Origin of the sequence: Mycobacterium sp. (genome assembly GCF_036273375.1) — a bacterium.
GTDB lineage: Bacteria > Actinomycetota > Actinomycetes > Mycobacteriales > Mycobacteriaceae > Mycobacterium.
On record NZ_DASUHS010000055.1, the window covers coordinates 1 to 20,343 of the forward strand.

The window sequence follows — 20,343 nt, forward strand, 5'->3', positions numbered from 1 at the left end:
AAGACAGCCACTTCAAACACACGGCGCAAGCCTGGCTGTTCGACGTGGGCATGCTGGGGTTGTTGACGGTCGTGTACGCAGGATTCGTGGGTTGGCGCAGCCGGCTCAAGCGCCCTTGACGTACAACTACGGCTAGATGAAGTCCAGGGCCTCGACCGTGGCGACAGGGCCTTCGTGGGTGGGCCGGTTTGCGCCACCAATGCAGTAGACGGTGTTGCCCACCGTTGCGACCACCTCGGCGTGGCGTGGGGTGGGCATGGGACGCAAGGTGGACCACGTTCCGTCAGCGATGTTGTACATCTCGGCCACTCCCACCACCTGCGTCGGTTCCTCACCGCCGACCGCCAAGATTCGGCCGTCGATGAAAGCGGCGCCGTAGCTGCCACGAGGGGTCGGCATGTCGACCAACTTGGTCCATGTCCCGGCCTGCGGGTCGAATCGTTCGAACGCCGCGGAGTTCTTGTCGGCCGACAGGAATCTCCCGCCGACCACGTACACGTACGTGCCGTCCGACACTGCAGCCAGATGTTCGCGCGGGGTGGGCATGTTGGCTGCGTCGTGCCACGAGCTGCCGTCGAAAACCTCGGTTTGCGGGACGAGCTGCTTAGCGTTCTGCCCGCCGACGACTACAAGTTTGTCGCCGGCCACTGCGGCTGCCAGCGCCGCACGTGCGTGGGTGAGGTTAGGCAACTCGACCCACTTGCCGTCGCGCAGCGCGAACACCTTGGCGGACGCCTGGGTGATGTCGCCGCTGGTGCCTCCAAGCACCACTACCTCGCCGCGATAGGTTGCCGCCGCCGCGTGATGCAGTGGAATGGGCAATGGAGGTTGCGGTTGCCAGATGCCGGTGCGCGGGTCATAGCTCTCCACCGTCTGCAGCGCGACTCCGTCGCGCAAGCCGCCCAGGATCCAGATCTTGTCGTCGAGCACGGTCCACGCCGTCATCAATCTCGCGGTCGGTGCGTCGGGCAGGGAACGCCACTGCGCGGCCGGCTGCATTCGGCGCGGCGGTAGTTGCAGCGCCTCCGCCGACGAGGTCGCCTGGCCGTCGCCGACATCACTCGACCCGCCGATCGAGTACACGGCTTGCCCTACCGCGGCGACCGCCATGCCATGCCGCGCTGTCGCCATGTCCGGCAAGCCGGCCCACGTATTCGTCGTCAGATCGAGCACCGACACGCTCTTGAGGACTTGCCCCGCCGACTGCCCCCCGACGGCGACCAGGCGCCGGTCGGCTATTGCCACGCCGAGGTCTCCGCGCGGTTGGGGAAGGTCGGGCAATCGCGTCCAGCTTTTCGCGGCCGCGTCATACGCCTCGACCGTCGCCAGGTCGGTGGTCCCGTTGGTGCCGTTGGTGCCGTTGGTGCCGCCCACCGTGTACACCAGCTTCCCGTCCGACGCCGCGGCCAGCATCTGGCGGGGGGTCGGTATCGGGGTGCCGAGGGTCCAGGAATTGCCGTCGAATATCTCGACGGTGTTCAGCAGCGCGCCGTTCGAGTCGACGCCGCCCGCGACGATGATGCGGTCTCCCACCACTGCGGCTGCCGCTGCCGCCCGGGGCTGCAACAGATGGGGCAGCTCGACCCAGTGGCTGTTGACAACGCGCCAAACCTGGTCGCTCGCAACCTTTTGCGAACCCGCGGCGCGCCAGCCCCCGAGCACGATCGGGTTGCCCTGCCACGTCACCGCCATCGCGTGTTGAACCGGAACGGGAAGATCGTCACCGCTTTTCCAGCTATCGATGACCGGGTCGTAGCCCTCGTGGTTTGCGACGAGTGCGCGGTTGCTTCCCAATCCGCCGAAGATCCAGATGGTGCCGTCGGCTTGCGTGGTCGCCGCCGCCTGGCGCGCGATGCGGGCATTTGTAATCGGCCGCCAATTCACCGTTTGGCCGCTGGGTTGATTCGCGGTGGCCTGGTGGTTCCTGTTGTGCGTAAGCAGTACGTAGACACCGCTGCCCAGCACCAGCACGGCCACCACAATTCCGACGACGATCAGCGGCGCAGTGACGCGGGGGCGCTTCTTTCCCGACGAGCCCATCCACGCCACTGCCCCGGCGGCCGGTCCGCGACGCGCGCCCGCACGTGGGTCCGGAGAAGTCGACGGCGCGATCGCCTCGGTCATGCTCGTAGGTTCGGGAATCGCTTGGGTCGGCTCAGATGTGTTTGGCGTGGCAGGAGTTGGTCCGCGCATGGCTACAGATGTAGTGGGTTGATCGGAGTGTTGTGGACCGGTGGGCCGCGACGGCGCCGCCGTGTTCTTGCGGTCGTTCAGCGAATTGATCAGAGAGGTGGCGTTTTCCGAGTCGGCATTGCGTGGCCCGGGTCTGGCGATCCTTGGCGGTCTTTGGGTCGGCGCGCCCGTTTTACCGCCGGCCGGTGACAGGGTCCGCGTCTTCGACGGACCCGCCGGGGTGCCCACCGTGCGTCCCGAACCGGCGCCGGCGGCAGTGATGGCCATCGCATCGGGCTTCAAACCGTTGCGGCGCTGACTCTCCTGCAACCCGCGACCAAAATCCGCCGCTGACGCCGGACGTTCATCCAAGTCGGGCGCCATTGCCATCTCGATCGCCGAGCACACCGCCTCCGGGATTCCGCTATGCCGCAAGTCCGGAATTGGCGTGCTATTGATCCGCGTGTAATGGGCAAGCAGGTCTTCGTTGCCGCGGCGCTCATATGCGGCGTTGCCAGCGATGAGCGCATAGATCGTGGCGCCGAGAGAGTAAACGTCGCTACCGACCGTCGCGGGCTCGCCGGTCATTATCTCGGGTGCCAGGTAATCGATTGTGCCGGAGAATAATCCGGCCGCCGTCTCGTACCCGCCGGGGACATGGGCGGTCCCGAAATCGGTCAACTGCGGTTCGCCGTAGTCGTTGACGAGTACGTTCGCCGGCTTGATATCGCGGTGCAACGTGCCGCTCAAGTGTGCGGTTTCCAGCGCTCCGCACAACTTCACGCCGATCCGCACGGCTTCCGGCCAAGCGATGGGTCCCTCTCGCTGCACCCGGAGACCCAGCGAACCCGCGGGGCAGTACGACATGACGATGTAGGGGCGCCCGCTCGCGGTCAGGCCGACCCGCAGAATATTGACGATGTTCGGATGCCCGGAGAGCCCGCCCATCGCGTAGCCCTCACGGAGAAAACGTTCCCGACCCGCGTCATCGCTGAATGTCGGCAGCACCTTGATCGCAACGTTTCGCCCCAGCGCGGTCTCGCGACAGCAGTACACCACTCCGGCGGCGCCTCGAGCGATCTGGCGCGCGTTGTCGAATCCGGCCGCGGCTAACTCCGCCACGACTTCGCTCCGTCCCGATGCCGGGGCGTGAGCCTTGGGTCTTTCAGCCATTACCTGGCCTCGACTTCCCAGGGACTTATGAATCGGGTCAAGCGTAGCGAACATCCGCTCGTCGTCCGTACGGTTCCGGCGACGATCTTGAAGAGCAAGCGGAGTGACGATTTCTCCCGCTGGCGTTTTCCGAAACACAGCGACCAGCGCCACCGCGGCCAGCGTTGCTTAGCCCCCGGCGCCGAGGGCGTTCGTTCCTAGGCGCGCCAACGGTTTACCTCGCGTCCTCGGCGTCCTGGTAAGCGGCGCTTTGCCCGACGTGAGGAGTTACTGGGCATCCGTGGTCGACAGCGGTTGGCGTTCGCCCGAGCGCCCGAGGACGACCTTCGCCGTAATGACGCCCAACTCGGCCATGCCCAAGTACGTCGACGGATTGAACATTGTCGGCCACACTGTGAGTTTTGTGTTCGTTGACCCGCCGGTCGGCGAATCGGTCGCGCAGCCACCTCAGCGTCATGGGAGCCGACCGTGGATGCAACAGCAACTGAGTGGCTTTCACTGGCTGACTGATGAGACCCAGACATCCGATCTCCACGTCGCGCGAGCGCAACACCGTCCCCGGTTCGGCGTGCTCGTATCCCACTGGCGCCCGGTAGAACGGGTCATCGCCGGGTGAGATCGGACGTTCGCCGCGTCGTAGCTCATCGTGCGGCGGGCTTGCGGCTTTCACTGGTGTGGCCGAATGGCTGTCCATTGGTGTGGCAACCCCCTGGGCGTATCGCATACGGGGCGCGCCGACGCCGCCCGTGCTTTGCATTACCCGCGGTACCGGGTTTTCAACCCTTTGTCATCGGAAACCACCGGGGTATTTGCGGAGCAATCAATTCGTCGGGCTACCACGCCGGAGACCGGATTGGTCAACGCATTGTCAGTAAATCCGTAATATCGCGTTATGAGGCTTGTCGCGATAACACCAGGCGAGCATTGTGTCCTCAGCTGGGCGGCCGCCGCCCTGCTCGCCGCGGCAGTGGTGATTGCCCTGGCAGCGACGCCCTTGCCGATCGCGGCAATGATTCCGGCGGCATCGGCGGCATGCCCCGATGCCGAAGTGGTTTTCGCTCGCGGCCGAGAAGAACCGCCCGGCGTCGGCGCAGTCGGCGACGCGCTCGTCAATTCACTGCGCGGCAAGACGCGTATGTCGGTCGGCGTTTATGGAGTTAACTACCCCGCCAACATAAGCACCGGCAGTGGCGCCAACGATATGAGCGCCCATGTTCAATTTATGGCCGGAAGTTGCCCGAACACTCGCATTGTGCTCGGCGGCTATTCGTTGGGTGCCGAGGTGGCTGATCTCGTGACCGGGGGCCGCGCGGCATTCGGCTTCACCAACCCCTTGCCGCCAGGCGTGGATCAGCACATCGCGGCGGTCGCGTTGTTCGGCAATGGCACTCGGCGACTCGCCCCCGCCTTTGCCGGTAAGACGATCGACCAGTGCGCGGCCGGCGACCCCATCTGCGGGAAAGGCACGAATTGGCCGTCGCATCTGCAGCCCTCATACATCGACTCCGGACTGGTGGATCAGGCCGCTAGCTTCGTCGCCGGCAAGCTCTAGATGCGGAGGAGAGCCTGCGTGTTGAAGAAACTGTTGGTCACGACCGGCGCAACATCATGTTCAGGTGGGCCGCGCGAATTCCGCGGTTGGGTATAACAACCGTGCGCTGGGCTTGCGCTAACCGAGGGCTAGGGTCGGCTCGTGCGCAGGACCATCGAATGGGACGGCGACGCGGTCACGATTATTGACCAGACCGCGTTGCCGACCGATTACCGCGTTGTCACGTTGCGCACCGTCGACGAGCTGATCGACGCGATCCGCCGCCTGGCCGTGCGCGGCGCTCCGGCGCTCGGCGCCGCGGGAGCGCTCGGCGTTGTGCTGGCGGCCCGCGAAGGAGGCGACATCCGGACTGCGGCCGAACGAGTCGCGAAGGCACGACCGACCGCTGTCAACCTCAGCTGGGGAGTCGCGCGCGCGCTCGAGAAACTCGATGAGGGCGCCGAAGCCGTGCTCGCCGAAGCACTGGAAATCCTCGACGAGGACGAACGCCTCAACCGCGCCGCATCCGCCCACGCCGCCGAGATCGTGCTCGCTCTATGCGATCGCCGCCCGCTGCGGCTGCTCAGTCATTGCAACGCCGGTCACCTCGCCACCGTGGCCTGGGGCAGTGCGCTCGGCGTCGTGTGGCACCTTCACGAGCGCGGACTGGTCGAGTCGGTGCTGGTCGACGAGACACGTCCACTGCTGCAGGGTGCCCGGCTCACGGCGTGGGAGCTGGCGCAGGCGGGCGTGCCCTACCGGGTGCAGCCGGACGGCGCCGCCGCGGCGGCGATGGCACGCGGCCTCGTCGACTGTGTACTCGTAGGAGCCGACCGGATCGCGATTAACGGCGACGTCGCCAACAAGATCGGCACGTACGGCCTGGCCATCGCAGCGCATCATCACAACGTGCCGCTCGTCGTGGTCGCGCCTTCGTCCACGGTCGACAGGTCGCTCGCCACCGGCGCCGAGATCGCCATCGAGGAACGCACGCCCGACGAAATCAGGACATTCACCGGCACCGCGATCACCCCGCCGGACGCGGACGTTTTCAACCCGGCCTTCGACGTGACCCCGGCCGACCTGATCACCGCCGTCGTCACCGAGCACGGCCGCTACCGGCCTTATTGGCGTTGAGACGAAACCTCTGCCGTGGTCGCGGCAAGCCCGGGCTATAGAGCTGCAAACCGAATAGGCTTATGGAGCCAAATGTCGAGGTCAGCGTGGAGCCGATGACGGGAATCGAACCCGCGTATTCAGCTTGGGAAGCTGATGTTCTGCCATTGAACTACATCGGCACAGTCGCCTCAGAAGGCTAACATCCGGCGCCGCGGACGCTCGTCTCCAAGGGCGACGCGGCGGTGGCCATTGCGCGCGACGTCATCAGAGCGCAATTACCAAACATCGTCGGCAACTTACTCAGCCACGCACCCGCGGAATCTAAGTCGGCTATGACGCAATTCTCAATCAGCCGATGTTTATTATTTAGTTATCGCACCGTAATGTGCTCGGGGTGGGTCGGCACGAATTAGCCAGGAAGCGACGTAAACCGTCAGTGCGCCTGGCAGCGGTGCTCGCTCCCGCGGCCGTGTTCTTCGCGGTGTCTGCGGACGTCCATCCATTTGCGCCCCATACCGAAGCCACGCCCGTTATCAGCGACGTCGCTCCCTGCTGCGTGGAAATCGTGACCGCGGCATCGAATCGGCTTATTACAGGAGTCGCTGACGGCGAGCCGACCGCGGCGTCGCGGTATCACACCCGGGCCCGTTTCCTGACCGCCGACGTCGCCCCGGAACAGGGCCTGCAGATCCGGACGATCCTGACCGCTCGCAGCATCACCGCGGACTTCCCCCAGATCCACGAGATCGGGGGAGTGCGCCCGGATCCGTTGCCGTGGCACCCCCTCGGCCTGGCGCTCGATGTGATGATTCCCGACCCGGGGTCCGCCGATGGCATCGCGCTGGGCAATGAAATCGTCGCCTACGTGCTGCAGAACGCGGATCGGTTCGGCATCCAGGATGCGATCTGGCGGGGCGTCTACTACACGCCCAACGGAGCGCAGACGAGCCGGCTCGGCCACTACGACCACGTGCACGTCACGACCACCGGCGGCGGGTATCCCAACGGCAGCGAGGTCTATCTCCGCTGAGCGCAATCCGCAGAAGCTAGGCTCGTCGCGTGCTGCTCTCCGATCGCGACCTCAGGGCCGAAATCACCGCCGGGCGGTTGGGCATCGAGCCGCTCGAGGCCAGCCTGGTACAGCCATCCAGCATCGACGTGCGCCTTGACAGCATGTTCCGGGTGTTCAACAACACCCGCTACACCCACATCGACCCGGCCAAGCAGCAGGACGAGTTGACCACCTTGGTCGAACCCGTCGCCGGGGAGCCGTTCGTGTTGCATCCCGGCGAGTTCGTGCTCGGCTCGACGCTGGAACTCATCACCTTGCCCGACGACCTCGCCGGTCGCCTGGAAGGCAAGTCGTCGCTGGGCCGCCTCGGTCTGCTCACGCACTCGACCGCCGGGTTCATCGACCCCGGGTTCAGCGGCCACATCACGCTGGAACTGTCCAACGTCGCCAACCTGCCGATCACCCTGTGGCCGGGCATGAAGATCGGTCAACTGTGCATTCTGCGGTTGACCAGTCCCGCCGAACACCCATACGGCAGTACGCAAGTTGGTTCGAAGTATCAGGGCCAGCGAGGACCTACGCCGTCGCGCTCCTATCAGAACTTCATACGGACTACATAGGTTCTGAGGGGCTCTCACGCTCCCCATGTGCGCGATACTTAGTTAGCCATGGTTTTTTCCTCCGCCTGGCCGTGGTTCATTCGTGCAATACCTTTGGAGGGGTTTGTATTGGATATCGTGCTCGGGGTGTCGATGGCACCGTCATCGATCCAAATGGTCGTCCTGGAAGGCGAATACGCCGACGGCGTCACGGTAGAAGAGGACACGTTCGACGTCACCGACGTCGATGATGCGGCTGCGACGACCGGGCCCGATCAAGTGATCTCCGCCATCCTCGGCACCCGCGAGGGTGCGGTCGATGCCGGGCTCGAGCTGTCGTCTATCGGCGTGACATGGACGGATCAACTCGAAGCCGCGGCGCTGCGCGACGCCCTGGCCGCTCACCGGATTGACAACGTGATGCTGGTCTCGGCCTTTTTGGCCGCTGCGGCGCTGGCGCAAAACGTCGGCGGAGCAATGGGTTACGAGCGCACCGCCGTATTGCTGGTCGAGCCCGACACTGCGACCCTGGCGGTCGTCGAGACCTCCGACGGTTCCATCCCGGACGTCTACAAACAACAGATCCACGCCGAGTCCTACGGCGATGCCGGCGAGCAGCTCAGCGCGATGGTCGCCGGGATGGAGAAGCTGGAACTCCTGCCGGGCGGCCTATTCCTGGTCGGCTCGGGCGTCGACGTCGCTCCGTTGAAGCCGGTGTTGCAGTCGACGACGTTCCTCGACGTGAGTGTGGCCGAGGAGCCGGAGACGGCGCTGGCCCGCGGCGCGGCACTGGCGTCGGCGAACGCGCCGCTATTCGCATCGTCGACCGCCGCGCTGGCCTACGCGCAAGACCCCGGTACCGGCGCCGTCGACCAGTACTCCCTTCCCGAGTACCTCTATGTCCCGTTTGGGCGGGAGCCCGGCGAAGACGAGTTCGCGTACAGCGCGGTGGGGGACGACGACGCCGATTCACCGACTGTCGTCATCGAGAAGCTTTTCCTTCCCGAAGAGAGCCAGCCGAAGCGGCGGCCGGTCCTGCTGGTCGGCAGCGGCCTGGCGGTGGTCGGGATCAGCGCGGTGCTGGCGCTCGAAATCGCGTTGGCGATCGGCATCCGCACGACGGGAACCGTTGCCTTGCAGCCAACACCGGGCCAACACCTGATCGTCCCCGAGCAGGCGCCGGCCCCGGCGCCGGTGCAGGCGTCCGAACCGCTGGCGAAGATCAGCCTGCCAGCCCAGGCGGCGGCACCCCAGCCGTTGAGCCCGCCGGTCGCCGCGCCGCTGCCCGCGGTTCCGCCGCCGGCGGCGCCTCCGCTGCCCGCGGCCCAGGTCGTTCCGGTTCCTGTCGTGGTCCCCCCGGTGCCGGTTCCGGTACCCGTCCGCATCCCGCTTCCCAACCCGGTCGAGAGCCCGCCGATGCTCGAAGCCCCGCGTTTGTCCATCCCGCAGCCGGTGCAGCTCCAACCGCCGGTGCACATCCCGCAGCCGGTGCAGCCCCAACCGCCGGTGCACATCCCGCAGCCGCCGCAGGTCACCGTTCCGCAGTCACCGCCGCATCAGACGCCCCCGGGCGAAGGCGCCCCTCCCAAGCCGAGCGGTCCCGGTAACTCCGGCGGCGGCCACAATACGACGCCTGGTGAGAATGGCCCGGGCGGCCTGGGTGGCGTCCATGTTCCCACGCCGGGATCCGGTGGTTTGGGTGGCGGTCACGTCCCGGCGCCCGGTAGCGGTCCGGGTGGCTTGGGTGGCGGCCACGTTCCCACGCCGGGCTCCGGCGGCCCGGGTGGCCACGTTCCCGCACCTGGTTCGGGCGGCCCGGGCGGTTTGGGTGGCGGCCACGTTCCCACGCCGGGCTCCGGTGGCCCGGGTGGCCGCGTTCCCGCACCTGGTTCGGGCGGCCCGGGCGGTTTGGGCGGCGGTCACGTTCCAGCGCCCGGTAGCGGTTCGGGCGGGCTGGGTGGCGGCCACGTTCCCACGCCTGCTGCGGGTGGCCCTGGCGGCGGTGGTCTCGGCGGCTTTGGTGGCGGTCATGCTCCGGCTCCCGGCGGCGGCGGACTCGGTGGCTTCGGAGGCGGCCACAGCGGTGGCGGCTTCGGCGGTGGGGGCGGCTTTGGCGGCGGCCACGGCGGTGGGGGCGGCGGCGGAGGCGGCGGACACCACTAGTCCGGTTTGTCACACCAACGCACAGCAATCGGCGCTCACTGCCGAGCTCACACGGGTAGGGTCGGGGTATTGAGGCTGGCCAAAAGATGCCGCCTCACCCGCCAGAATTTCATCAGCCCAGCAACATATGCGGGCATGCAGCCCTCGCCCCGCTATGGCATGAGATTCCTGGTGATCGATAAATAGTGGTGTTGCCGATGAGGGTGTTGGGGCAGCACAGCAAATTGGGCAGGAGGAGCGTAAGCGGTGGTGGGCATCGTGCTTGGCGTCTCGATGACGCCGACGAAGGTGCGCATGGTGCTGGTCGAAGGCGAAAGCGCCGACGGGGTCACCGTCGACGAGGACGACTTCGAGGTCGACACCCAACGCATCGCCAGGCCCGGCACCGCCCCCAATGAAGTGATCTCAGCCATTCTCGGCACCCGGGAGGGCGCAGCCGACGGCGGCTACCAACTGCTCTCGACAGGCGTGACGTGGACCGATCACGTCGAAGCGGCGATGCTGCGCGACGCCCTAATGTCTCACAAGGTCGAAAACGTCATGCTGGTCTCGGCCTTCATGGCCGCGGCCGCGCTGACGCAGGCTGTTGGTGACGCCACCAACTACGCGCGCACCGCGCTCCTGTTCGTGGAGCCCTACACCGCAACCCTGGCCGTGGTCGACACCGCTGACGGCTCGGTCTCGGAGGTGCGCCGCCGAGCACTCGCGGACGACGAGGACCAAGCGGTAGCCGAACTCGTCGACATGGCCTCCAGCGCCGAGGCGCTCGAAACGCAACCGGAAGGTTTGGTTCTCGTCGGTTCGGGCGTCGACATCCCGCTGATCAAGCCGGTTTTGGAGGCCGCGACCTCGCTCGAGTTGTCCGTGCCCGACGAGCCGGAGATGGCTCTGGCGCGCGGCGCCGCGCTGGCTTCGGCGAATGCACCGCTGTTCGCGTCATCGACGGCCGCGCTGGCCTACGCGCTGGATCCGGGCACCGGCGAGGTCGACCCGCTCGTGCTCGCCGGACAGTTTCCCGGCCTGCTACCCGGCTATCAGCCCGAATACCGCAGCCATATCGCGGCCCTGGCCGCCGACGTCGACAAGGGCAAGACCAACGTCGCCTACAGCGCCGTGGCGGACGATGAGGCCGCCGCCAAAACCCTGATCGGTCTCGATGAAGGCGCGCGGCGGCGCAAGTCTTTATTGCTGGTCAGCAGCTCGCTGGCGGTGATCTTCATCGCCGCGGTGGTGGCGCTGGAAATCGCGCTGGCCATTAGCATCCGTCCGACCGTCGCGTTACGGCCCAGCCCCAACGAGAACGTCGTCGCCCCAGCCCCCACGCCGGCCTCGCCTCATCCCGGGCCGCCCGTGCAGGCTCAACCGAAAATCGCACCTCCGCAGCCATTGGCCGCGCCGCCGCCGATTGCGCCGCCGGCTCCCGCGGCTCCGCCAATACCGGTCCTGCCGCCGCCCGTGTTCGTTCCGCCGCCTCGGCTGCCGGTGCCTGGGCTGGGCGGTGGCGGCGGGGGCCACGGGCCCTTGGGCGGTCACGGACCGTTCGGTGGTCACGGACCGTTCGGTGGTCACGGTCCGTTCGGCGGTGGTCACGGATTTGGCGGCGGCCACGGTTTCGGCGGGGGTCATGGATTAGGCGGCGGCCACGGCTTCGGTGGCGGGCATGGCTTCGGCCACCGATAGCGCGTTCGCGGTTCGCGCGCGTGTCTGACCCAACGGGCTAGGGTGGCGGACTAGGGTGTGGCCGCGGCCGGAACTCTCGGCAACTCCGGCTGACTCCCGAATCGCGAGGTCCCAAGGCGGTGGCAACGCAGCTGTCCTGGCATGGCGCAGCAACCAATTGGACGATGTGGAGGAGCGGTGGACGTCGTACTTGGCGTGTCTATGGCACCTGAGACAGTCCGCATGGTGCTCATCGAAGGTGAAGCTGCCGGCGGGGTGACTGTCGAGCAGGATGGTTTCACCGTCGCAGGCGATGAAACGCCCATTGCCGCAGCGAATCACGTCGTCGCAGCCATTCTTGGCACCCGGGACAGCGCTGCTCAGGGCGGGTATCGGCTCAAGTCCAGCGGAGTGAGCTGGACCGACCCCGTCAAGGCGGCGGCGCTGCGAGACGCGTTGGCGGCACGCAAGGTTGAGAACGTGATGCTGGTCTCGGCGGTCATGGCCGCCGCGGCGCTGGCACAGGCCATGGGCAGCGCAACCAATTGGGCCCGCACCGCGTTACTGCTCGTCGAGCCTGCCAGCGCCACCCTGGCGGTCGTCGACACCTCCAACGGAACGGTCACCGACTTGCACCGGCACCCGCTGCCCGGCAGCGACGACGCCGCGCTGGCGAAGCTGACCGCGATGGTCTCGGGCGCCGAGTCGATGAGGGCGCGGCCCGACGGGGTGTTTCTGGTCGGCTCGGAGGTCGACATCCCCTCGATAAAGCCGACGCTCGAGGCGGCGACCGCACTGTCGGTGACCACGCCCGAGGAACCCGAGATGGCTCTGGCGCGGGGCGCCTCGTTGGCCGCGGCGAACGCGAACTTGGGAGCGCCGCGAACGGTCTCGATGCCGGCCGCGCAGGCTTCCCCAGCCGCTGCGGTCGAACTCGCCTACAGTGCCGAAGACGACCCGGCCCCCGACGCGCACCGGCTTACCGACGCCCCTTCGCGCCGGCTTGGCAGCCGCAAGTCGGTATTGGCGATTGTCGCCGTGACGATGGTCTTCATCGCCGGCATCCTCGCGTTGGCGCTGGCACTGGCCTTCGGTATCAGGCCGCACGCAGACCAGCGGCCGGACGTCAGCACGAATGTCGTCGCCCCGCAGAATCCGGACGCCGGTCCGCCGGGCCCGCCCCCGCCATCGGACGCTCCTGCGGCACCGCCCCAAGCGCCCCCGCCGCCACCACAACCCTCGCCGCATTCCGGTGACCATCAACGCTGGGAAGACTGGCTGCAGCGCCACCTGGGCACACAAATTCCGTCCCCGTAGTCCTGCGCGGCCCGGTCCCGGGCCACCGCCCGAGCGCCGAACAAGCGTAAAATCGGCTCTTTAGGGGAATAACGGTGGGACCTCGGCGGAGTCTCGCGCCACCACATCGTGGAGACGGCCCGCCCCTACCGTGAATGGCTAGCAACCGACTATTGGAGGAGCTTTGGACACCGTACTTGGTGTGTCGATGGCGCCGACTGCAGTCCGGATGGTGCTGGTCGAGGGGGAAAACGGCGACGGCGCGACCGTCGATGAAGACGATTTCGACGTCGCCGCGGCTGATGATGCAGCAACGGTAGCCGCCTCGGACCAGGTAGTTTCGGCCATCTTGGGGACGCGTCAGGGCGCAGCAGAAGGCGGCTACCAACTGGCATCGACCGGGGTCACGTTCACCGACCCCGTCGAGGCCGCCGCACTGCGCGACAAGCTGGCCGCCCACAAGGTCGAAAATGTGATGCTCGTCTCGGCCTTCCTGGCGGCGGCGGCGCTGGCCCAAGCGGTGGGTCATCAGACCAACTACGCGCAGACGGCGCTGCTCTACATCGAGCCCGACAACGCGACGCTGGCTGTCGTCGACAGCGCCGACGGGTCGATCGCCAACGTTTCGCGGCAGGCCCTGCCCGAGGATGACGAAGCGGCGGTCGCCCAGCTGGCCGCGATGGTGTCCAACGCGGAAAACCTCGAGACGCGCCCGGACGCGGTGTTCGTCGTCGGCTCCGGGATCGACCTCCCGATGATCAAGCCCGCGCTGGAGGCGGCGACCACCCTGCCGTTGACCGCGCCCGAAGAGCCGGAGACCGCGCTGGCCCGTGGCGCGGCCCTGGCGTCGGCGCATGCCCCGCTGTTCTCCTCGTCGACTGCGGCGCTGGCTTACGCGCAGGATCCCGGCACCGGTGCGATCAACCCGCTCGCCCTCGCGCCGGGCTACTTCGAGACTCCGGGCGAGGCCGGCGCGGAGGGACTCGCATACAGCGCCGTGCCCACCGACCCGGACGAGTTCTTCACCGGCTCGCAGACGGCCGCGACGGCGCTGGTCGGCGCGGACTACCACGAGCGCAGCTCGTTCAGGCTGGTGGGATCCGTGGTGGCGGGAATCTTCGTCATCGGCGTGGTGGCACTGGTCGTGTCGCTGGCCATCGCCATCCGGCCGACGGCCAACGTGCGGCCCAGCCCAAACCAAAACGTCGTCGTCGCGCCCACCCGGCCGGCTCCCGCGGCGCCGGCACCCGCACCGGCGGCGCCCGCTCCTGCTCCCGAGGCTCCCGCTCCCGCCCCCGAGGCCGTTCCCCAGGCCCCCGCTCCAGCGCCCGCGGCTCCCGCTCCAGCGCCCGCGGCTCCCGCTCCTATTCCGGTGCCGGAGGCCCCCGCGCCGGCGGCTCCGCAAGTTCCTCCGCCCGCGCTGGCGCCGATCCCGGTGCCCATTCCGCTTCCAATACCGGGCCTTGGTGGGCCGGGCTTCGGTGGACCCCCGGGAGGGGGCCACGGTGGCGGTGACGACGGGCCCCACGGTGGCGGCGGACACGGTGGCGGCGGCGGCTTCCCCGGGTTCCCCGGCGGCGGCGGTGGCCATGGCGGCGGCGGCTTCCCCGGTTTCGGCGGAGGCCACGGCGGCTTCGGTCGCCACTAGCGCCTGACGGCAGCCACCTGTCATCTGCCGTTTGCCTCCCGCTTAGCCCCGCGATGCAGTTAGCTCATCGGGGCCACCTACACCGGTTGTATGCGATGCACCGTGTTCGGCACGGGTTACCTCGGTGCTACCCATGCGGTTGGGATGGCGGCATTGGGACACGACGTGCTGGGGATCGATATCGACCCCGGCAAGGTGGCCAAGCTCGCCGGGGGTGACATCCCCTTTTACGAGCCCGGTCTGCGAAAGCTGTTGCAGGAGAACCTGGCTGCGGGCCGCCTGCGGTTCACCACCGACTACGACATGGCTGCCGACTTCGCTGACGTGCACTTCCTGGGCGTGGGCACACCGCAGAAGAAGGGCGAATACGGCGCCGACCTGCGCCATGTCTATGCCGTCATCGACGCGTTGGTGCCGCGGTTGACGACTTCGGCGGTGCTGGTTGGGAAATCGACGGTTCCGGTAGGCACCGCGGCCGAGTTGAACCAGCGCGCCGCCGCGCTGGCGCCGCATGGCGTCGACGTCGAAATCGCCTGGAATCCAGAGTTTCTCCGCGAAGGTTACGCGGTGCAAGACACCCTCAATCCGGATAGGATTGTGCTGGGCGTCAACCAGGATTCGACGCGCGCCGAGTCCGCCGTTCGGGAGTTGTACGGGCCGCTGCTCGAGGCCGGGGTGCCGTTCCTGGTGACGGATTTACAGACTGCGGAGCTGGTCAAGGTTTCCGCCAATGCCTTTCTGGCGACCAAGATTTCGTTCATCAACGCCATTTCCGAGGTATGCGAGGCGGCGGGTGCCGACGTCAGTCTGCTGGCGGATGCGCTCGGCTACGACCCCCGGATCGGGCGTCAATTTCTCAATGCCGGTTTGGGTTTCGGCGGCGGATGCCTGCCCAAGGACATCCGCGCGTTCATGGCGCGCGCCGGCGAGCTGGGCGCCGACCAAGCGCTGACGTTCCTGCGCGAGGTGGACAGCATCAACATGCGCCGCCGCACCCGGATGGTGGAACTGGCCAGCGCGGCCTGCGGTGGCTCGCTGCTGGGCGCCAACATCGCGGTGCTCGGCGCGGCGTTCAAGCCCGAATCCGACGATGTGCGTGACTCACCCGCGCTCAACGTCGCGGGCCAGTTGCAGCTCAACGGGGCGGCGGTGAATGTGTATGACCCCAAGGCCCTCGACAACGCGCAGCGCCTCTTCCCGACGCTGAACTATGCCGTCTCGGTCGAAGAGGCTTGCGAGCGCGCGGATGCGGTGCTGGTGCTCACCGAGTGGCGCCAGTTCGTCGACATGGACCCGGACGACCTGGCCGACCGTGTGCGGGCCCGCGTTATCGTGGACGGCCGCAACTGCCTGGACGCCGCCCGCTGGCAGCGGGCGGGCTGGCGGGTATACCGCCTGGGGGCCCCGCGGCCCTAGGAGAACGGGTCGAAATCGGCGGGCCGCGGTGCGGGCGGCGGGTTGCTTGCCGGTGGGTATTGCGGTGCGGTCGCCGGTCTGCTTGCCGGTGGATGCTGCGGTGTCGCAGTGGCTCTCGGTGCATGCTGCGCCGCGTTTACTATCTCGGCGAAAGTTGGAGGGGGAGGCGGCTTGTGGGCGTCGCGATGCAAGTATGCGTTGGATGCGGGTAGGAACAGCAGTACGCCGGTGGCGACCGCAGTAATGCCGGCCGTGATGGCGCCTGCCTGGGTCAAGTGAGTGAACCAGGCCACCGCACTGCCGGGTTCGGCGATGAGCCCGAACGCGGCGAGCGACAACATCAGCCCGCATCCGATCATGGCGACCGGCCGAGCGAGGCGTCGATGCTTGACGATTCGGATCGCCTGCCAGATGATCGCCGCACCGAGCAGCACGCCGGCTGTCGCCGCTGATACCGCGAGCCAGGTGTGACTGCCGTAGTACCAGTCGAATTCGGGGATCGCCATGGCGACCGCGATGGCCAGCGTCAGCATGACCGCACCTACGCCGGCGAACAACCAGCCGGCGAACGCCACCGTGTCCGGCAGTTCGGAAGCGTCGACGGCCGGACGCTGCCGTGCCGGGTTCGACTGTGGCGGCGCTGCCGGTGGCGGTGGGAGTGCCTGCGACGGAGGGCGCGCGCGGAGCGGAGCCGCCGGTGCGGAAGTCGCCGCGGGCTGCGGCGGCGCGTTGCGGGCCTGTTGTTGAAGCCAGGCAGTGGCTTCACTCTGACCGAACGGATCGGAGCCGGGGGCGGCGAATGGATCGGCGCCGAACGGGTCGGATGCCGCGTTGCCGAACGGATCGCCGCCGAACGGGTCGGCCCCTGCGGCGTGCTGGTCTGGATTTCCCGGGCCGGCCATGTCAGCGCACCCCATTCGCTCGTCGACGCCAGAGGAGATATCCGCCGCCGCCCAGCCAGGCCACCGCGGGCAGAATCACCAAGTAGAACAACGGCTTTGAGGGCGCCGTTGCCGGAGCCACGAACGGCACCCACGGACTTAGCTTCGACGGCCAGATCTGGTCCAGCGGTACCGAGCTGACCACGTTGCCCAACCACACCTGCTTGGCGTTGTCCTGTACCAGCGGGCCGATGATCGATGGCCCCGCTGTCTTTGCGACCGAGGCGTACTTCTGGGTGAACTCCGGCGCACCGATGTCGTGGGTCTCGACCTTACTGAAATCGACTCCGCCCCACGATCGTGTCCACGTCGTCCCCTTAGGGTCGGTCCAGCTGAAGGTGGGCTCGGGGTGTTTCGTGGAGTCCAGATAACGCTCCCACACCGCGCGCGGATCCCATGCCACGGTCAGGTCGTCGATGTTGCCGGAGTCGATGAGCTTCGCGTACTGAGTTGGCTTGTTGGCGTTGCGCTTCCGATACCACTCGGCCGCGACCCGACTGGTGTAGACGCGGCGCAGGTCGGCGAAATCCGGGTTGTGATTTACCGCGTCGATGAGCGCAGGCATGATCATCTGCTGGTACAGCTGACCGTTGTGGTCCGTGACCGCCGGATCCTGGTCTTGGCACAGGTCGGTGCCCGGAGTGACGTCGCTTTGATCGGTCCCGATCTTCACCGTGAGCGGCGTGTCGAGAATGTAGAGCTGGTCGCCGTCTTCGTGGACTTCGGCCGGTTGCGGCACGATCCATAACCGCCTACCCAAATAGCATTTGTTGCCCTGCATCGCGTCGACGAAACGACGACCGAGGTCGGTGTCGGTTTTCTGCAGTCGGGCTGACACCAGCTTCATTTCCAGGTCCGCCTCGAGCAGCACTTCCCCGGCTTCCGTCCGGCCGAACGCCGCCTCGATGATGCGGTCTGGTTCGGTGGGTTTGAGGTTCACCCAGAAGTTCTGCGGCGGCAGGGACAGCCAGACATAGAAGGCGTCCATTGCCATTTTCGCGTTGCGCCGTCCCCCGTAGGAGGCCTCCGTGACCGGCAGAGTGTTGGCGCTGAAGGCGTACTGCATGGCCGGTTTGCCATTGACGGAGTCGGTGACGTAACGCATCTCCAACGAGGTGAAGTCGATACCGCCGAAGGGGCCCGGCGATGCCGAGACGGGCACGCCCACCGTGGGAGCGGGAACGGAAGGTGCCGGCACCCCGGGCGCCGGAAGCGCGGGTGCGGGAAGCGCGGGTGCCGGAAGCGCGGGTGCGGGGAGTCGTGGCGGTGCCGGAACCGCGGGCGCGGGAAGCGCAGGAGCGGGCAGGCGTGGTGGTGCGGGTAAGGCCGGTGCGGGCAGACGTGGCGCCGCGGGGAGTTGTGGCGCCGGCAGGGCAGGCGCGGGCAGGCGTGGCGGCGCGGGCAGTTGTGGTGCCGGTAAGGCCGGTGCGGGCAAACGTGGCTGCGCGGGCAACGGTGCTTGCGGCGCGGGAGCGGGCGCTTGCGGCGCGGGTGCGGGCGCTTGCGGTGCGGGAGCGGGTGCTTGCGGTGCGGGTGCGGGTGCTTGCGGTGCGGGTGCTGGATTTGCGCCCGCTGGGATCGGCGCGTTCGTCGGTGGCTGCCCAGGGGCCGGCTCCTCGGTCGGGTTGTCTTCCGCCTCGAGTCCACTTGCTATCTGGTCCTCGAGCGCTTGGTCCTCGGGAGAATCCGCCGATTCATCCAGCACAGGATCCGGCGCGGGTCGCGGAGCCGAATTGCCCGCCGCAGAGCCCGGATCTTTTCGCTCCTGCGGCTTTGCGGGTGTATAGCGGGCGCAGAATGCGGGGGGCATCTTGACGCCGGCAGCCCTCAAATCGTCGATCGTTTGCTTCATCCACCTCTGCGTCGCGTCGGTGGGTCTGCCCGCGAACATCACCATCAGCGACGAGCCAAGCTGCCCCATTCTCTTGACATGGTCGGCGAATTGGTTACGGGCGTGCGCACCCAGCGTGGTGCCGGACTTGGCTTCGATCATCAGCCATTTCGAAACCGGCACACTGTCGGCGATGTTGAAGATGTCAAAGACGGGACCGCTCGGCAGAATATTCTTGGGCAGCTGCTTATTGGTCTGCCAGCCGGCTTCGGGTGGCAAGTCGCCCAGCTTCCAGCTGTCGAACATAAATTTCTCGAAGGCCGGGCCGACGCGCCGGTTCTGAAGCACGTTGATATAAGCGGGTTTCCACTTTTCCCATGGCTTGGAGCCGCCGGCATTCACATACTTCTTCCAGCGAGCCTGCATTCCCTTGAGGGTGTCTGCGTTTCCCCTGACCGCATTATTGACGCTGATCCGCTCCAGCTGGTCTGGACTGGGTTCTTCCGCGTTGCGGACGTCCTGGCTCAGCGGGTCGTAGTCGTAGGTATGCATTTCATCGGGCCGGGCCATCTCTGTCGCGTCATGGCCAGGCAGCGGAACCCCGGGGTCGCAATCTCCGTAGCCACCGTAATTCGCGTGGGCTACGGGCACACCGTGCAGGCCGAAGCAAACGACCAGTATCAGGACAATGAGCCCCCGGAACCACCCCATCACGATTGGCCACCCTTGAAATAGTCGACCCACTCATCATGAAGTCCGCGCGCCTCATGCTCTTTTGTCGTGATGCTGAGGCGCAGTAGCCGGAACGGCGACGCTGTGTCGGAGTCGTCGTTGGTCTGGACCTGATAACCCGCCACCGCCGGGGCACCGTCGCGGGCCGCCATGTGGGGGCGATGCACCCAACGTGCCGCCACGCTGCGGAGCAGCACCTCGCCCACATACCAGGAGGCGCCCTCGACGAAATCTGCGTTGGCCGGATCGTTGAATTCGTCAGTAGTGGGAGTGAGCTTGAAAGCCAGCTCGGTGAGGGTGTCGATGCTGTCGGGACTGTAATCCCAAGTCCCGGGGTAGCGGCTAGCCCACCCGGCAAACCCTTGCTGGCGTGCGGTCAGCCAGGCGTCTAATTCCGTTGAGGCAGTGGGCGAGTCGAAGATGTCGATACCGGCCACCCCGGGCTTCGGTGCGGTGGACACCTTCGCTCGCCAAGCGGAGTAGGTTCGCGCCACCGGCCCGTCATCGTTGCCAGGCTGTTCGACCGCCGTGGCCAGCAGCAGATGCAAAGGAGAGACGGGTTCGAGTCCCAGTCCGTCGCCCGGGACCGCGATGGGGATCCCGACCGCAGCGTCTTCGGCATCGGGCCAGGCCCAGATCTGGGTGGCGATCGCGTCGGCAAGTGAGGCGTCGGCCAGGGGCGGATGGGCCCGCTGCGCGAAGCCCGGTTGGCCGTCCCACTCCCAGCGCCCGCCGGTGAGATGTATCAAGGAAAGCCCGACATAGGCCATCAACGCCTGGACGAGCGAACGCTCCTCTGGGGACAGCATTCGCTCGGCGGTCTCAAACAGACCCCGGGTAAGGGATTCCACTGCGCGCAGCGACTCGATCGAGTAGTCCAGTTGCAGCCCTCGGGGTCCGAGGTTGTCCTGCAGCCCGCCTACCGCCGGGGCGATCCCACTATCCCAATCGGCGGCCAGCCCTTGGCGATCCACCCCAGCACTCCTCCCGACCGGTCTTGGTTAGTAAGACTGCACTGTCGACCCAACCCGCTCAAGTCACGGCAGCGATG

At 67.1% G+C, this 20,343-nt stretch carries 13 protein-coding genes, 1 tRNA gene and 2 pseudogenes; 9 read left to right on the top strand and 7 right to left on the bottom strand.

Annotation, left to right across the window (positions count from 1 at the left end; genetic code table 11):
• Positions 1–132 precede the first annotated feature (132 nt).
• From VFW69_RS05185 to VFW69_RS05195, 3 genes and pseudogenes are all read right to left on the bottom strand, one after another.
• The gene (locus VFW69_RS05185) at positions 133–3,345 is read right to left on the bottom strand and encodes a Kelch repeat-containing protein (protein ID WP_526498848.1); all 3,213 of its coding nucleotides are present in this window, start codon (positions 3,343–3,345) and stop codon (positions 133–135) included.
• Between the two features lie 267 nt (positions 3,346–3,612).
• Positions 3,613–3,829, bottom strand: a pseudogene (locus VFW69_RS05190) (lipase family protein); the annotation flags it as partial.
• Positions 3,824–4,039: pseudogene (locus VFW69_RS05195) on the bottom strand (lipase family protein); the annotation flags it as partial. The pseudogenes VFW69_RS05195 and VFW69_RS05190, both read right to left, overlap by 6 nt.
• 198 nt (positions 4,040–4,237) lie before the next feature.
• Between VFW69_RS05195 and VFW69_RS05200 the strand changes: the two are divergent.
• The gene (locus tag VFW69_RS05200) at positions 4,238–4,897 is read left to right on the top strand and encodes a cutinase family protein (RefSeq protein ID WP_526498850.1); all 660 of its coding nucleotides are present in this window, start codon (positions 4,238–4,240) and stop codon (positions 4,895–4,897) included.
• Between the two features lie 141 nt (positions 4,898–5,038).
• A complete protein-coding gene (gene mtnA, locus VFW69_RS05205; RefSeq protein WP_526498852.1) occupies positions 5,039–6,013 on the top strand; it encodes an S-methyl-5-thioribose-1-phosphate isomerase in 975 nt (324 codons plus the stop codon).
• A gap of 87 nt (positions 6,014–6,100) precedes the next feature.
• On the opposite strand, the gene VFW69_RS05210 is transcribed toward mtnA, so the two are convergent.
• Positions 6,101–6,174: transfer RNA gene (locus VFW69_RS05210), tRNA-Gly, on the bottom strand.
• Between the two features lie 215 nt (positions 6,175–6,389).
• Between VFW69_RS05210 and VFW69_RS05215 the strand changes: the two genes are divergently transcribed.
• The 7 genes from VFW69_RS05215 (at position 6,390) to VFW69_RS05245 (ending at position 15,788) form a co-directional block, all read left to right on the top strand.
• Positions 6,390–7,025: a VldE C-terminal domain-containing protein gene (locus tag VFW69_RS05215; protein ID WP_526498854.1), complete on the top strand. Its 636-nt coding sequence runs from the start codon at positions 6,390–6,392 to the stop codon at positions 7,023–7,025.
• Between the two features lie 29 nt (positions 7,026–7,054).
• Positions 7,055–7,627, top strand: coding sequence for a dCTP deaminase (gene dcd, locus VFW69_RS05220; RefSeq protein WP_526498856.1), 573 nt, complete (start codon positions 7,055–7,057; stop codon positions 7,625–7,627).
• Between the two features lie 48 nt (positions 7,628–7,675).
• Positions 7,676–9,769, top strand: a complete 2,094-nt coding sequence (locus VFW69_RS05225; protein ID WP_526498858.1) for a DUF7159 family protein — start codon at positions 7,676–7,678, stop codon at positions 9,767–9,769.
• Positions 9,770–10,015: 246 nt separating this feature from the next.
• Positions 10,016–11,449, top strand: coding sequence for a DUF7159 family protein (locus VFW69_RS05230; RefSeq protein ID WP_526498860.1), 1,434 nt, complete (start codon positions 10,016–10,018; stop codon positions 11,447–11,449).
• A gap of 177 nt (positions 11,450–11,626) precedes the next feature.
• A complete protein-coding gene (locus VFW69_RS05235; protein WP_526498862.1) occupies positions 11,627–12,745 on the top strand; it encodes a DUF7159 family protein in 1,119 nt (372 codons plus the stop codon).
• A 163-nt stretch (positions 12,746–12,908) separates the two neighbouring features.
• Positions 12,909–14,372 (top strand): DUF7159 family protein, encoded by a 1,464-nt coding sequence (locus VFW69_RS05240; protein ID WP_526498864.1) that lies wholly within the window; start codon positions 12,909–12,911, stop codon positions 14,370–14,372.
• A 90-nt stretch (positions 14,373–14,462) separates the two neighbouring features.
• Positions 14,463–15,788 carry a UDP-glucose dehydrogenase family protein gene (locus tag VFW69_RS05245; protein WP_526498866.1) on the top strand — a complete coding sequence of 442 codons (1,326 nt, stop codon included), beginning with the start codon at positions 14,463–14,465 and terminating at the stop codon, positions 15,786–15,788.
• On the opposite strand, the gene VFW69_RS05250 is transcribed toward VFW69_RS05245, so the two are convergent.
• The 3 genes from VFW69_RS05250 to VFW69_RS05260 are packed head-to-tail and all read right to left on the bottom strand — an operon-like array spanning position 15,785 to position 20,266.
• The gene (locus VFW69_RS05250; protein ID WP_526498868.1) at positions 15,785–16,690 is read right to left on the bottom strand and encodes a hypothetical protein; all 906 of its coding nucleotides are present in this window, start codon (positions 16,688–16,690) and stop codon (positions 15,785–15,787) included. The genes VFW69_RS05245 and VFW69_RS05250 overlap by 4 nt on opposite strands.
• A 1-nt stretch (position 16,691) precedes the next feature.
• Positions 16,692–19,274 carry a hypothetical protein gene (locus VFW69_RS05255; RefSeq protein WP_526498870.1) on the bottom strand — a complete coding sequence of 861 codons (2,583 nt, stop codon included), beginning with the start codon at positions 19,272–19,274 and terminating at the stop codon, positions 16,692–16,694.
• On the bottom strand, positions 19,271–20,266 hold the full coding sequence (locus VFW69_RS05260) for a hypothetical protein (RefSeq protein WP_526498872.1): 996 nt from the start codon (positions 20,264–20,266) through the stop codon (positions 19,271–19,273). The genes VFW69_RS05255 and VFW69_RS05260 overlap by 4 nt, the downstream gene beginning before the upstream one ends.
• Positions 20,267–20,343: the final 77 nt, after the last annotated feature.